Here is a 14,509-nt window from a genome sequence, read left to right on the forward strand (position 1 = left end):
TGACCTTTCACACACTTCCTACTCTAATAGTATTTTTCTAGCTCAGTTTTTAATCTTGCCTTATGCACCAAAAAGTTGTCCTTCTTGATCTCGAAAATAACTTTCCTACAGCCAAACTGTTACGTGACATCGTTGAACATTATCCGACCTTGTATCTGTTTAACTGTGCCGGAAAATTCGAGTTTGCTCTAGAAGAACTGACTGAGTTGGCCAGCTGGATCAGCAGCGGACAAATTATTATTCTGGATGTCCCGGAAGCAGAGCATAAAGAATATGAATATGCCGTGATTGTGGGTCAGCTGATGGCTTTGCTGGAAGCAGATACTCATGTCGAGCTGATTTCAGCCATGGATAGCAGTGAAATGCTGATGAAAATGCTTCAGGCTTCGGATATTGATTGCAGCCTGATTCAGGTGCTGCCAGAGGATGCATCTACAGGGGCTCAAGATAAACCTAAAATCCAGTTGCCAAGTATTGAAGCCATTAAAGCAAAACCGGCTTTGCAGCTGGTGAAAAAGTACTGTGATGCGCTCGGCAAGATGAGTGGTAAACCGACCACGCTCGAAACCTTAAAAAATTCAGTCACCAATATTCTGCAAGTTTTACCAGGCAAAGCGCAGCATGTAGTTGGCATGCTGATTAATCTGAAAATAGTCAAACGTTATGACGAGCAGATCAGTTTCCGTAAAAAAGTTTTGAAACAGTGGGTGCAACTAGATCTCAATGACAACCAACCTGCTGAAAAACGAGCTTTGGATCAGGTAGTCTCGAAGCTCAATACTGAAGAGCCTGTTGTTGAACCTGCTCAATCTCCAATCCAGTCTGCCCAGCAAGGTCTGTTCAAAAACTTTAATAAAATTGATCTGGTACAGCTCGAAGTCGCACGCAAGCTGTGCGAATTACAGGGAAATAAGCCTAAAGATATTTATGAATTACGTGATTTGCTCGAGCAGTTATTTCCACAGTCAGATGTCCGTCTTTTACTTAAAGAGTTGATTGAAAAAGGATATATTTATTGGAATGGTCATGAAGTGTTATATAGTCATGAGATGTTTCTAAATTAGAATAATCTCATGAGGGCATATGAAAAAAATACTGTTATTGGATATTGAAAACTTACCCAAAACTGAAACAGAGCTCCTTCAATATCTTGCCCAATATCAATATGTTTATCTGGTCTATGCCAAAACGCCCATGGGGTTTAGTCTAGACGGTGTCGTCAGGCTTGCACCTGCAATCAGTGCAGGAAAACTAAAAGTCCTGAAGATGCCTAAAATAGGTAAAGACGCTGCTGATTTTGGCCTATGTTTTATTGCTGGACAGCTTTCTACCCAATATAAAAGCTCTGAAGTTTGCTTCGAGATTATGTCGAATGACTTTTCTATGGAATATGTGGCGGACTTACTTAAAATTGCCAAATTTCAGGCTAAAGTTATTTCAGCTAAACCATTAGTCAATTCAAATATTGCTCAGCAAATAAAAGCAGAAATAGACATTCAAAAACTGATTTTTCAATACTGCTCCAATTTAGTAAGAAGTAACTTTTCTAAGCCTGCAAAAGTAGAAACTTTAATCAACTCGCTTAAAGCCAATTTAAAAGTGGAAGAAAAATGTGCTCAGCTTTTAGTAGATGAGTTAATTAGAATAAAAATTATTAAAAATCAGTCTAGTAAGCTTCAATATCAGACTGCAGCAATTGAAAAATTTTATAAACAGCATTTAGTTACCGTCGAAACCGTCGAAACCGTCGAAACCGTCGAAACCGTCGAAACCGTCGAAACCGTCGAAACCGTCGAAACCGTCGAAACCGTCGAAACCGTCGAAACCGTCGAAACCGTCGAAACCGTCGAAACCGTCGAAACCGTCGAAACCGTCGAAACCGTCGAAACCGTCGAAACCGTCGAAACCGTCGAAACCGTCGAAACCGTCGAAACCGTCGAAACCGTCGAAACCGTCGAAACCGTCGAAACCGTCGAAACCGTCGAAACCGTCGAAACCGTCGAAACCGTCGAAACCGTCGAAACCGTCGAAACCGTCGAAACCGTCGAAACCGTCGAAACCGTCGAAACCGTCGAAACCGTCGAAACCGTCGAAACCGTCGAAACCGTCGAAACCGTCGAAACCGTCGAAACCGTCGAAACCGTCGAAACCGTCGAAACCGTCGAAACCGTCGAAACCGTCGAAACCGTCGAAACCGTCGAAACCGTCGAAACCGTCGAAACCGTCGAAACCGTCGAAACCGTCGAAACTCAAGATGAAGTGACTGAAAGAAAATTAAGTCATTTACGTCTGCGCCTGATGCCTTATCTCAATGTTGTTGCAGAACGTCGGCCTAAATTTATTGCCAGTTTCGAGGTGTTACTAGAGCGATGCGTGCCTAAGGAAGAGGTCCGAGAATCATTCAATTTACTCATCAAACATCAGCTAATACAGTTAAATAAACGGGAAATTATTTATAGTCCGCAGCTGCTGGGAAATTAAATTTATCCAGCGGTGCTTGCCTTTTATAGTGGGCTTATGCAAATCTAATATAAGAACATAAAGGTTGAACTATGGAAAATACCGGAATCTGGGTGGCAGTAGTCATCATCGTTTTCGTACTGGGGTCTATTTTTGGTCTGCGTGTGAGTCCTAGAGAAAAGGCATTAGGACTCATGCGTGATAAAGCCCGCAAGATGGGCTTACATCCACGTTTGGTGGTTGCACCTGACTGGACTAATATTCCCAAGGTGACTGAAAGTCGTGCCAGTATGGTGGCCTATTATAGTGTGCTGCTTCCAGATGCCCGTTTACCGCTGATGCGTGCCCGCGTAGTTGATAACAAACTTGAACTGGTGCATGGGGAGGACAAATTTAAAGATTTTCCCATTGCATTAAAGGGCATTTATGCTATTGATATGCAGGCAAACTGTGTAGGACTCTATTGGGATGAAGAATCTGATCTTAGAGCCACACAACTTGATGACATCAAGGCACTATTACATTCTTTGGCTGAACTTTAATTTTAGAAATAAACAGGATTAAACGGTTAATATGGCGAACGCTCCTCGGTCCACATCAAAAAGCAGCACGGCGAAGTCTTCCGACGCTGGAAGTAAACGTGCCTTGGTGATTGTGGAGTCGCCTGCAAAAGCGAAAACAATCAACAAGTATCTCGGTTCAAACTACATCGTGAAATCCTCGGTGGGTCATGTGCGTGACTTGCCGACGGGCGGCTCTGCGAAAACTGCAGAGAAAAAACCGGTGACCCGAACCAAGCTGACTGAAGCAGAAAAAGCAGAAAAATCACAGCAGGCGTTGATTAACCGGATGGGTGTCGATCCAGAACATGACTGGAAAGCCAAATATGAAGTCCTTCCGGGCAAGGAAGGCGTAGTCGCTGAACTAAAAAAACTGGCATCGCAAGTCGATGAAGTGTATCTCGCAACGGATTTGGACCGTGAAGGGGAAGCGATTGCCTGGCACTTAAAAGAAGTGATCGGCGGCGATGATTCACGCTACCAGCGTGTAGTCTTTAACGAAATTACCAAAAATGCCATTCAGGAAGCGTTTAAGCAACCATCTCGTCTAGATACCAATAAGGTCAATGCCCAGCAGGCGCGCCGTTTCTTAGACCGTGTCGTCGGCTTCATGATTTCACCACTGCTCTGGGAAAAAATTGCCCGTGGTCTGTCTGCGGGACGTGTACAGTCTGTCGCTGTAAAGCTGGTCGTGGAACGCGAACGTGAAATTCGTAAGTTCATTCCTGAAGAATACTGGCAGGTTTTTGCAGATACCAAATCCAAGAAAGATGATATTCGTCTGGAAGCGGTCAAGCAAAATGGCAAGACTTTAAAGCTGCATAATAAAGCTGAAACTGACGCTTTACTAAATCTGATTAAAGACGCCGAATATAAAGTTATTAGCCGTGAAGATAAACCGACCAAGGTCAATCCAAGTGCGCCGTATATCACGTCTACCTTGCAACAGGCCGCAAGTACTCGTTTAGGTTTCTCGGTCAAGAAAACCATGATGCTGGCGCAGCGCCTGTATGAAGCTGGTTTTATTACCTATATGCGTACTGACTCCACCTTCCTGAGTGATGATGCAGTCAACATGGTGCGCGGTCATATCGAGTCTGAATACGGCGAGAAATATCTGCCAGCCAAGCCGAACCGTTATGGTAATAAAGCCGGTGCGCAGGAAGCTCACGAAGCCATTCGTCCTTCCAATGTGGCACTGAAAGGCGATAGCCTGGCTGGAGTGGAACGTGATGCACAGCGTCTGTATGACCTGATCTGGCGTCAGTTTGTGGCCTGTCAGATGACACCAGCAGAATACTTGTCATCGACTATTTTAGTGGATGCGAATGGTGTCGAGCTGAAAGCCAAAGGTCGTACCTTAGTATTTGATGGTTTCACCAAAGTTCGTGGTCAGAACAAATCTGATGATGATGTATTGTTACCGGCAGTGAAAGTCGGTGAAGTGCTGAAGCTGGAAAAACTAGATCCATCTCAACATTTTACCAAGCCACCGGCACGTTTTACTGAAGCATCTTTAGTCAAAGAGCTTGAGAAAAAAGGTATTGGTCGCCCTTCGACTTATGCTGCCATTATCTCGACCATTCAGGATCGTGGTTACGTAAAACTGGAGAACCGTCGTCTCTTTGCCGAGAAGATGGGTGAGATCGTTACTGACCGTCTGGATGAAAGTTTCAATAATCTGATGAACTACGACTTTACTGCAGACCTTGAAGGTCAGCTGGATAAAGTGGCAGATGGTGAGCGCAACTGGAAAGATCTGTTAGACAGCTTCTATGGTGATTTCAAGAAACGTCTAACCAATGCTCAGGGTGAAAACGGCATGCGCCGCAATCAGCCTGTAGAAGTTGAAGCAGTCCATTGTAAAGAATGTGACCGTCCGATGCAGATCCGTACCGGCACAACAGGTGTCTTCCTGGGCTGTTCAGGTTATAACCTGCCACCGAAAAAACGTTGTAAAGGTACATTGAACCTGACTCCGGTTGAATCTCTGGCAGCACTGTCTGATGATGATGCCGCTGAAACCGCTGACCTGATGTCGAAGAAACGTTGTCCAGTCTGTGGCACTGCAATGGACAGCTATGTGATTGATGGCGGCCGTAAACTGCATATTTGTGGTAATAACCCGGACTGTACAGGTTATGAGCTGGAAGAAGGCGAATTCAAGATTAAGGGTTATGATGGCCCAACCATTCCATGTGACAAATGTGATGGTGAAATGCAGCTGAAAACTGGCCGTTTTGGTCCATATTTTGCCTGTACCAGCTGTGAGAATACCCGTAAAGTCTTGAAAAATGGTCAGCCTGCACCTCCGCGCGTTGATCCGATCAAGATGGAACACCTGCGTTCAACCAAGCATGATGATTTCTTTGTTCTGCGTGATGGTGCAGCAGGTCTGTTCCTGGCAGCCAGCAAGTTCCCGAAAGTCCGTGAAACTCGCGCACCAAAGGTCGCAGAACTGCGTACTGTAGCGGATCAGTTGGATCCAAAATATCAGTTTATTTTGCAGGCGCCAGATGTGGATCCTGAAGGGAATCCAACCTTGGTGAAATTCAGTCGTAAGAACCAGTCTCAATATATTGGATCAGAAACCCCTGAAGGCAAGCAAACCAAATGGTCGCTGGTCTATCAGGATGGCAAATGGGTTGAGGCCTAAGCTATCAGACATCAAGGAAATGCTGACGAAAGTCGGCATTTTTTTATAACTAAGTATTTTTGATCAACACAGTTCTAGGATATTCTAGGCGTTAAATAATAAAAGATTAAAATAGGAATCATCGATGACTTGGCTAGATAAATTCCTGTTCTTAAGTATCGGATTAGGATCTATCCTGTATTTCATGCTTGGAAAGATTAATGAAATGGGTATTCCTATGGATCGCGGAATGATGATTATTCTGGTGATTATTATGTCGCTGGTTACTTTGAGCTGTGTTTTATATCTGCGCTCTGAAGATCAAAAAACGAAACAAAAATAACTTTTAAATAAACTATATATTGGCATGTTCATATGTGGAAAAAAATCCGAATCCTGATTTTATTGATGATTTTATTTGTGGTGGCAGTAAATGCTTATCGAGATCAGAATCAGGACTGGAACAAACCAATCTTTGTTCTGTTGCATCCGATCAATGCAGATGGATTGGCGACTACACAGCAATATATCCAGCAATTGTCTGCTCAGGATCTAAAAGGGACACAAGAATATCTGGAAAAAGCGGCCCAGCAGTACCGTGGACAGCCCACTTATTTTTATTTTAATCTGGGACATGAACTCAAAGAATTGCCACCTAAAGTGCCGGAGCAGGCCTCCTTACTTGGCACCATTTTATGGAGTCTGAAATTCCGTTTCTATGCCTGGCAACAGCAGCAAGGTTCAGATCCTTCCTCGAACGTTACTCTCTTTTTAAATTATTATGATCCTGCACACACCCAGCAATTAAAACATTCTACGGCTCTGCAAAAAGGCCGGATTGGTTCAGTCAATCTATTTGCTTCAAGCAGACAGTCTGACCAGAATAAGATTGTGCTGGTGCATGAATTACTGCATACCTTTGGTGCTTCAGATAAATATGATCTCACTACAGGCCAGCCGATATACCCCGTCGGTTATGCTAATCCCAATCAGCAGCCTTTATTTCCCCAAACCAAAGCTGAGCTAATGGCAGGGCACATTCCAGTATCGCAAAGCACCAGTAAAATGCCAGAATCTTTAAATCAGACTCTGATTAATGAAATCACGGCGATTGAACTTGGCTGGAAAAAATAATTAACGAAGTGCTGAATAAACCGGCATAAGTTACTATTTTTATAGATAAACTCAGTCAATTTCTAACAAATTTCTCCATGATTTAAGAGCATAATCAGAGTCATAGCCAATTACTTGAGAAGAATATGAAGACTGTTGGAAATGATCTGGTTCGGCATCAATTGCATGAAAACCGTAAATGGTATTTAGGCCTGGGTGCCTTATTAGTGTTATTTGGAATTGTACTGTTAGCGTCGCTGCCTTTTGCCACCTTATCTGTAGTATTCCTGTTTGGGGTCCTGATGATGATAGGTGGGGTAGTTCATCTGATTGCCGGGATTAAAATCTTCGATGGGACATTTCGCTGGCTCTGGCTGCTATTCGGTATCATCTATTTTATTGCGGGATATTATGCTTTTAGCACGCCAGCGAAAACTGCGATTGTACTGACCAATCTGCTTGCGATTGCTTTGATTGTGGCGGGAATAATTCGCGTCTTGAATGCTTTTATCTTTAAAGCATTTCGCGGCTGGGGTTGGACTTTATTTTCCGGGATTTTAACTTTAGCTACAGGTATCCTGATTCTATTGTCACCGAATGCACCGTTCTGGGTTCTAGGTGCTTTTCTGGCAATCGATATTTTGTTCCAAGGGATTAATTATCTGACTTTAGCTTCCTATATCAAGCATCGTGTTCCAAAAAGCTCCGCAGATATTTAAGTAAGACCAGTATAAAAAAGAGTGCAATGAGCGCTCTTTTTTTATTGGTATGTTCAGCTTTGCCTGTAAGATGGGTATGCATTTCAAATTAGTATAAAACCTATAACGCGGCCGATCATATTCATGAAAATCTTTGTTCTAGCTCCCGATTCATTTAAGGAAAGTATGACTGCCGAACAGGCCTGTCAGGCGATGCAGCGTGGTATTTTGCAGGTCTTTCCTGATGCAAATTGTATTACTTTACCAATGGCAGATGGTGGTGAAGGAACTGTAGATGCATTAATTTTAAGCCTAAAGGGTGAACGAGTAACGTGCCAAGTCACTGGACCATTAGCCAGTCAGTCGATCGAAACTTACTTTGGCTTGGTTGATGCTGCTCAGACCGCAGTGATTGAAATGGCCAAGGCTAATGGCATTCATTTATTAGCAAGTTCCCAACGTAATCCCATGTTGACCTCGACTTATGGCACAGGGGAAATGATCAAACAGGCGCTGGAGCTTGGCGTAAAGAAAATCATTATCGGGCTCGGTGGTAGTGTGACCAATGACGGTGGTGCTGGAATGGCTCAGGCTTTAGGAGCCCGATTCTTAAATACTGCGGGAGAATCAATTCAGGTCTGTGGTGGTAATCTGGATCAGATTGATCAAATTGATTTTTCCCAACTCGATACTCGTTTAAACAATACAGAAATCCTGATTGCTTCAGATGTGAATAATCCACTGTGTGGACCGAATGGTGCTTCAGCGATCTTTGGGCCGCAGAAAGGTGCAACATTGGAAATGGTGCAACAACTGGATCGGAACTTGAGTCATTTCGCTGATCTGGTTGAAACAAGCTTAGATATTTCTTTTAAAAACTTTCCCGGCGCAGGGGCAGCCGGTGGGTTAGGTTTTGGGTTGATGGTGTTTGCAGGAGCAAAGCTGCAATCCGGCGTAACGTTAATTATGGAACAAAATAGACTAGCGGAAAAAATTGCAGATGCAGATTATGTTCTTACTGGCGAGGGCAAGATCGATCATCAGACCGCTTTAGGAAAAACCCCATTTGGTGTGGCTCAGGTCGCCCAGCAATTGAATAAACCGTTAATTGCGTTTGCAGGTTTGGTCGGTGAAGGGATTGAGTCACTGTATCAGACTGGATTTAGCCAGATTGTCGGAATTAATCCACCAGATTGTTTATTGGAAGAAGCCTTAAAGAATGCAGAAATTAATCTGGAAAAAGCAGTTGTTCAAACCGTTCAAAATATTCAGGAATAGGGTGTTTGAGTAAGATGGTCATTGCCACAAAAGCTTGATAAAAAGACAAATATAAACGCATAAGCAGATTTTACTTTTCAAGGATGAGAATCCTCAAAATATATTTTGAGTTCGCAAGGTAACACAAATCCTTTGCTAGGTTGAGGGTATATCCCATACCCCAATCCAGCAGATGGCATTCATGCCGTCAACCCTATAGCGAATTAAGAATAAAAGTTCGGTCTGTTTCAGAGCAGCTCAAAGCTATAATAAGAGTGATCTGTTAAACTACACCTATCCACAAGTTGATGAGTGACCATGAGTTTAGCCTCCCTGATAGATGAACTGAATCCGCAACAAAAGCAAGCTGCAACAACAGAAGCAAAGCACAGTTTGGTTTTGGCTGGGGCGGGCTGTGGCAAGACCAAAACTATCGTGGCGCGTGCAGCTTATCTGATTGATCAGGGTGTACCAGCGAATCAGATTCAGATTCTGACCTTTACTCGTCGTGCGGCGAGTGAAATCGTGGCACGAGTGGAACTGGCACTCGGTGAACAGGCCAAAGGCTTACGTGCATCGACGTTTCATACCTTCTGTATGTATCTGCTGCGCCGAATTCCAAAGGCTTTTGGTCTGGAACAGTTTTCAATTATTGACCGTGATGATCAGCTGATGATGTTCCGTCTGATTCGCGGGCGTGATGACAAGAAAAATCCGAATTACCTGCCAAAGCCACAAGAACTCTGTGATTTATATTCTTTTGCGCGGAATACCCGGCAAAAACTGAGTCTGTCTTTGGAAAAGCAGATGCCGGAATATCTGGCACTCAAAGACCAGATTGCCGACATTATGAAGGAATATGAAGCACGTAAGCGTGCGCGTAGCTTTCTGGATTATGACGATATCCTCGCTGTGGTGGCGACTGCTTTGGCACAGTCTGAAGGTCTGGTGGACTATGTGGCTTCGATCTGTCGACATATGCTGGTGGATGAAATGCAAGATACCAATCCACTGCAATGGGCATTGCTGGAACCTCTCAAAGAACATATTAGCCTATTCTGTGTTGGGGATGATGCGCAGTCGATTTATGGTTTCCGCGGTGCCGATTTTGAAAATATTCACCATTTCAAAGAGCGTGTGCCGGATGCAAAAATTTTTAAACTAGAAAAGAATTACCGATCAACCCAGGAAATTCTGGACCTGTCCAATTGGTTACTGGATAAGTCCGAAATCAAATATGACAAACGTCTGGATGCGCATCGTGGTGAAGGCATTAAGCCGAAGATGCACATTTTCCCGAATGAATTTGATGAAGCCAAATGGATCGCGATTGATATAAAAGAGCGCCATTATCTGCAAGGCAGCAAATGGTCCGATCATATGGTGCTGGTACGTTCCAGTTATGCAGCGCGACATATTGAAGCAGCCTGCATCGCGGCCAATGTTCCGTATCGATTCATTGGCGGGATGAAACTGTTAGAAACTGCACATGTAAAAGATCTGCTCAGCCTGTTGCGTGTGGTGGCGAACCCGCTGGATGATATTGCCTGGATGCGCTTTTTGACATTATGGAATGGTGTCGGTGATGTCGGTGCAAGCAAACTGTCACAGCAGCTTTTAGCTGAGCCAGAGATGGAAAAGATTGCCGACAAGCTGGAAAAATTTGGCAAGATCCCGCTAGAAACCATTTTGATCATGAAGCAAATGGCGGTACTCAAAACCGAAGTACAGGCCTGTGTTGGTCTGGCAGTCCAAGCCATTGAAGCACAACTGGCCGAGAACTATAAAAAGGACTGGAATCGCCGTCAGGGTGATTTTGAATTGGTTAAACAGCTAGCTTCTAAACATGCTCAAGTGAGTGAATTTCTGGAAGAATATGTGCTCGATCCGGTCTCTATTTCTGAAATTGAACGCCAGTCGGATACGGATGTAGTGACCCTCATTACCATTCACTCGGCCAAGGGTACGGAACAGAAAGTCTGTTATGTGGCCAATGTCACGCCGGGACAATATCCGCATGCACGTGCGCAAGGAGATTTCGATGATGTCGAGGAAGAGCGTCGTGTGCTGTATGTGGCGCTGACTCGTGCACAGAATGAGCTGATTCTGACCAAGCAAAACCTCAATCACTGGGCGCGTGAAACGGTAGATGAGCAGGGACGTAAAATTGAAAGCTATTTTCTTAATAATCTGAACCGTAATTTATGTGTTACAGAAACTCATTACAAAACCCGTCAACAGACTGTGAAAAGTGCTTTAATGGAGCGCCAGTCGATTAATTTAGATTTTGGGATTGATCTCGATTAAACTATCCTTTCTGGGTTTGACGCAAAAAGTAGAGTAGGCACGTGCTTTTTGATTATTTTTGCCTATCTTCTTAAGGTTATCCGATGAAAATTTTAGTTCGTAACTTGGCACGCACTGTAACAGAAGCTGAATTGCTGACCCTGTTTCAGCAATACGGTACTGTTGAATCTTGTGCGCTAGTCATGGATGCAGAAACAGGCAAGTCTAAAGGTTTTGCTTTCGTAGAAATGCCGCATGGCCGTGAAGCTGTTAAAGCAATTAAAGGTTTAAATACACTGCGCTTGCATGGTCAGGGGATTCGTGTGAAGCAAGCTGAAGAAAAGCCACAGGCTTAATAATACCTTATAAAAAAGAGCATGTGTGATGCTCTTTTTTTTGCCCTTAAAAAGGTTTGGATTTTTACTGAAGAGTCAATATCAGCAGTCTGAAGTATCAAGATCATGCAGAATAGATCGACAGCGTAGACAATCTTGCATTGCGTAATGCGAACGTACGTTTTACTTTATAAGAGCCAAAATTTGTTTTAATGCTTAGGAAATCTCGATGACACGAGTTGCTCGCTATCATGCGGACCGTACCAATCAAAAACTTTATTTCGCTCGTCTGGCCTGTCAGCAGGCTGAACAGACTGATCATGTGCAGCAGGCACAAGCTCATCGTGAAGCTGCTGTATTCCATCTGCATGGGGCACTGCTGGCCTTTTTACAAGAACTGGTACGCTATTACCGTCTGAATGACCTGAGTCCGACGCTGAAATCAATTGAAGAGCTTATGGCGGCTAAGGGTCAGGTGTCACCTGAAGTGACCGTATTACAGCATTTATCCAAAGATGGTTTTTTGGCTGAACTGAAACGTGCTTACCGTCTCTGCCAATATGCGCCAGAGCCAAGTTCGCCACAACCCGAAGACGAAACTTCTTCAAATCTCATCATTAAAGTCACACAGACACCACAAGCCTGGTTACCTGATACTGCTATATTACGAGAATGGCATCGTGACCTGACGCAGCTTATTGATGGTTTTCGTAATGAGATGGTTGAATTTTAATCTGATCAGCTGTACTTGAAATTGCGATTATTAACCCTATATCAATTACTCTAATGATGCAAAGTGCAATTGCTCTTTGCCACCATGTTGAACATGGAGGATATATGTCTATAGAACAGTTGAAAGATTTATTTGGTAATCAAGACGCGATTTTGGAACTCGTTCAACTTGAAGGTGGCGCGTTGGCATTACGAAATGCGGGCTCAAAAAAACAGCCATTAGTCATGATTCAGTTTAATGACGAGGTGAAAGCCCTGTTGGGTGATCAAACGCCTGTGATTGCACAACACATGATTCAGGCCGCTTTATATGGTTTGCTGGAACAGCAGGTCAATGAATGGCAAGCTGAAGTTGTGGATGAAGAGCCCAAATATATGAGTTAAATTGCCTACCCTGGCGAGCAGGAAAGCACACTTGAAGTGTGCTTTTTTTGTGTTTATAAAATGAGAAAAATAGAGAATAAGAGAAAAATTAAGTCTATTAAACAGAAAAGTAATCTGAAATTTTATGGTTTGCCGATATGATAAATTTCAGTCCAATCAATAAAAAAAGAAGTTGCCAATTCTGACAACTTCTTTAAAAAATCAGCCTGAATAATGCGTAGGTGGATGGTTATGCGCAATCTCGATCTGGTTCAAAATATGATTGCTCATATTTCTCGCCATCTCCTCTTTGGCATAGTACACCTCGCCAATATTGTCACGGCGAATCACTTCAGCTTCTTCCTTGCTTTCCGCACATAGCAGAATCTGAATAGCAGGATTTAGGGTCTTGGCAATATCCACGATTTTGTGGATATCAATAATATCCATTGGTGAGATCACCAGTAGACGTGCATGCTGAATATGAGCTTGAATCAGCACACCAGGTTCAGTTGCGACACCAGAAACTGCTGCAATGCCTTTTTTACGCAAGTTCTCTACGATCTCACGATTTTCTTCGGCAATAACTACCTTAATATTTTGTTTCATTAAGGATAGGGTAATCCGACGACCGACTTCACCATGCCCGACAATCACCACCTGATCGCGCAGATAGTCCTGCGAGACTTCATCCGGTAGCATGGCAAGCGGATCACCACTACGCTCCAATAAACGCGCGAGAGACGAACGTTCGCGAATCCATTTTTGTACTGGTTCTACTGCAGAGAAAATAAATGAGTTCAGGGTGATCGAAATCAGGGCGCCGGCCAGAATCAGGTTTTGCCCATCGAGTGACAATAGATTTAGTGATACGCCAAGCGCGGCCAGAATAAAGGAGAATTCACCGATTTGTGCCAGAGAAGCACCGACGGTAAGCGCCGTATTAATCGGATAGCGGAAGAACAGCACCAGTGCCATCGCTGCGATGGTTTTACCGATCATAATAATACCGAGCACCGCCAATACATGAAACGGCTGATCCATCAGAATACGCGGATCAAACAGCATACCAACCGAAACAAAGAACAGAATCGAGAAGATTTCACGCAACGGTAAGGTTTCTTCCTCAGCACGGTGGCTGAAGTCGGACTCTTTGACCACCATCCCGGCAAAGAATGCACCGAGTGCCATGGACACGCCAAAGACCTTATAAGCTCCAAAAGCTATTGATACGGCCGCAGCTACGACGGTTAAGGTAAATAGCTCACGAGAGCCTAAGCGTGCCACCACCTGCATAATCATCGGCACTAAACGTTTACCAATAATGAGCATGAAGGCAATGAAACCGGCTACTTTAAGTAGGGTAATGCCTAAGGTGATCCAGACGTTCTGATCGCTACTACTGCCTTCCAGGGCCTGACCACCGAGCAGTACTGCAGTTGCAGGTAATAATACCAGTGCCAGCACCATGACCAGATCTTCAACCAGCAGCCAGCCGACTGCAATTTTCCCGTTAATGGATTCGAGCAGGCCACGATCACCCAGGGCTTTAAGAAGCACGACGGTACTGGCGCAAGACAGGCTTAAACCAAAGATCAGGGCGGAGCCAAAATTCCAGCCCCAGAGCATAGAGACTCCGACTCCGAGCAGTGTTGCGACTACAATCTGCAATACCGCACCCGGCAAGGCAATACGCCTGACCTGCATCAGGTCATTGAGGGAAAAGTGCATCCCGACACCAAACATCAGGAACATGACGCCAAGTTCGGCCAGCTGGTTCGCCAGATGCACATCTCCGACCACGCCTGGGGTGTTCGGGCTAATCAGAATCCCGGCAACCAGATAACCAATCAGTGGGGGAAGGCGTAGACGTGCAGCGATATAGCCAAAAACCAGGGCCAAGCCAAAACCGACAGCTAACAGGATAATGAGCTCTACGTCATGTGGCACTAAACACTCCTTTAAAATAAATTTTATGAAATTTCAGTTTTTTATGGGAAATAAGCACAGAAAATGCCAGAAGAGACAGAAAGTTTATCAAGCCGCATAAAAAAAATGCAAAAAAAAACG

Annotated in this window: 13 protein-coding genes; 12 read left to right on the forward strand and 1 reads right to left on the reverse strand. The window is 44.1% G+C overall.

Annotated elements, in window-relative coordinates:
- Positions 1-62 precede the first annotated feature (62 nt).
- The 12 genes from RJ01_RS01705 (at position 63) to RJ01_RS01760 (ending at position 12,460) form a co-directional block, all read left to right on the forward strand.
- Positions 63-1,064 (forward strand): hypothetical protein, encoded by a 1,002-nt coding sequence (locus tag RJ01_RS01705; RefSeq protein ID WP_034169864.1) that lies wholly within the window; start codon positions 63-65, stop codon positions 1,062-1,064.
- Between the two features lie 19 nt (positions 1,065-1,083).
- The gene (locus RJ01_RS16270) at positions 1,084-2,481 is read left to right on the forward strand and encodes a DUF4573 domain-containing protein (protein ID WP_052209060.1); all 1,398 of its coding nucleotides are present in this window, start codon (positions 1,084-1,086) and stop codon (positions 2,479-2,481) included.
- Between the two features lie 71 nt (positions 2,482-2,552).
- A complete protein-coding gene (locus tag RJ01_RS01715) occupies positions 2,553-3,002 on the forward strand; it encodes an ammonium transporter (RefSeq protein WP_034169865.1) in 450 nt (149 codons plus the stop codon).
- A gap of 31 nt (positions 3,003-3,033) precedes the next feature.
- Positions 3,034-5,676: a type I DNA topoisomerase gene (topA, locus tag RJ01_RS01720; protein ID WP_034169866.1), complete on the forward strand. Its 2,643-nt coding sequence runs from the start codon at positions 3,034-3,036 to the stop codon at positions 5,674-5,676.
- Positions 5,677-5,800: 124 nt separating this feature from the next.
- A complete protein-coding gene (locus RJ01_RS01725) occupies positions 5,801-5,998 on the forward strand; it encodes a hypothetical protein (RefSeq protein ID WP_034169867.1) in 198 nt (65 codons plus the stop codon).
- 32 nt (positions 5,999-6,030) lie between these two features.
- Positions 6,031-6,789, forward strand: a complete 759-nt coding sequence (locus tag RJ01_RS01730; RefSeq protein ID WP_005232308.1) for a hypothetical protein — start codon at positions 6,031-6,033, stop codon at positions 6,787-6,789.
- 125 nt (positions 6,790-6,914) lie between these two features.
- The gene (locus RJ01_RS01735) at positions 6,915-7,487 is read left to right on the forward strand and encodes an HdeD family acid-resistance protein (protein WP_005232306.1); all 573 of its coding nucleotides are present in this window, start codon (positions 6,915-6,917) and stop codon (positions 7,485-7,487) included.
- A 123-nt stretch (positions 7,488-7,610) separates the two neighbouring features.
- Positions 7,611-8,744, forward strand: coding sequence for a glycerate kinase (locus RJ01_RS01740; protein ID WP_034169868.1), 1,134 nt, complete (start codon positions 7,611-7,613; stop codon positions 8,742-8,744).
- 297 nt (positions 8,745-9,041) lie between these two features.
- Positions 9,042-11,030 (forward strand): ATP-dependent helicase, encoded by a 1,989-nt coding sequence (locus RJ01_RS01745; protein ID WP_034169869.1) that lies wholly within the window; start codon positions 9,042-9,044, stop codon positions 11,028-11,030.
- 83 nt (positions 11,031-11,113) lie between these two features.
- Complete coding sequence (locus tag RJ01_RS01750; RefSeq protein ID WP_005232301.1) at positions 11,114-11,365, forward strand: RNA-binding protein; 252 nt, start codon at positions 11,114-11,116, stop codon at positions 11,363-11,365.
- 208 nt (positions 11,366-11,573) lie between these two features.
- On the forward strand, positions 11,574-12,077 hold the full coding sequence (locus tag RJ01_RS01755) for a DUF6586 family protein (RefSeq protein ID WP_034169870.1): 504 nt from the start codon (positions 11,574-11,576) through the stop codon (positions 12,075-12,077).
- A gap of 104 nt (positions 12,078-12,181) precedes the next feature.
- Positions 12,182-12,460 (forward strand): hypothetical protein, encoded by a 279-nt coding sequence (locus RJ01_RS01760; protein ID WP_004781893.1) that lies wholly within the window; start codon positions 12,182-12,184, stop codon positions 12,458-12,460.
- A 201-nt stretch (positions 12,461-12,661) separates the two neighbouring features.
- Here the strand turns inward: RJ01_RS01760 and RJ01_RS01765 are convergent, their stop codons facing one another.
- A complete protein-coding gene (locus RJ01_RS01765) occupies positions 12,662-14,389 on the reverse strand; it encodes a cation:proton antiporter (protein WP_034169871.1) in 1,728 nt (575 codons plus the stop codon).
- Positions 14,390-14,509: the final 120 nt, after the last annotated feature.

The sequence above is a fragment of the Acinetobacter sp. YZS-X1-1 genome (assembly GCF_000804305.1).
GTDB lineage: Bacteria > Pseudomonadota > Gammaproteobacteria > Pseudomonadales > Moraxellaceae > Acinetobacter > Acinetobacter variabilis.

Excerpts from the sequence above, each read along its gene's own strand:
- RJ01_RS01705 (WP_034169864.1), top strand. The coding sequence starts at position 63 with ATGCACCAAAAAGTTGTCCTTCTTGATCTCGAAAATAACTTTCCTACA.
- RJ01_RS01715 (WP_034169865.1), top strand. The coding sequence starts at position 2,553 with ATGGAAAATACCGGAATCTGGGTGGCAGTAGTCATCATCGTTTTCGTA.
- RJ01_RS01745 (WP_034169869.1), top strand. The coding sequence starts at position 9,042 with ATGAGTTTAGCCTCCCTGATAGATGAACTGAATCCGCAACAAAAGCAA.
- topA (WP_034169866.1), top strand. The coding sequence starts at position 3,034 with ATGGCGAACGCTCCTCGGTCCACATCAAAAAGCAGCACGGCGAAGTCT.
- RJ01_RS16270 (WP_052209060.1), top strand. The coding sequence starts at position 1,084 with ATGAAAAAAATACTGTTATTGGATATTGAAAACTTACCCAAAACTGAA.
- RJ01_RS01730 (WP_005232308.1), top strand. The coding sequence starts at position 6,031 with ATGTGGAAAAAAATCCGAATCCTGATTTTATTGATGATTTTATTTGTG.
- RJ01_RS01735 (WP_005232306.1), top strand. The coding sequence starts at position 6,915 with ATGAAGACTGTTGGAAATGATCTGGTTCGGCATCAATTGCATGAAAAC.
- RJ01_RS01725 (WP_034169867.1), top strand. The coding sequence starts at position 5,801 with ATGACTTGGCTAGATAAATTCCTGTTCTTAAGTATCGGATTAGGATCT.
- RJ01_RS01760 (WP_004781893.1), top strand. The coding sequence starts at position 12,182 with ATGTCTATAGAACAGTTGAAAGATTTATTTGGTAATCAAGACGCGATT.
- RJ01_RS01755 (WP_034169870.1), top strand. The coding sequence starts at position 11,574 with ATGACACGAGTTGCTCGCTATCATGCGGACCGTACCAATCAAAAACTT.
- RJ01_RS01740 (WP_034169868.1), top strand. The coding sequence starts at position 7,611 with ATGAAAATCTTTGTTCTAGCTCCCGATTCATTTAAGGAAAGTATGACT.
- RJ01_RS01750 (WP_005232301.1), top strand. The coding sequence starts at position 11,114 with ATGAAAATTTTAGTTCGTAACTTGGCACGCACTGTAACAGAAGCTGAA.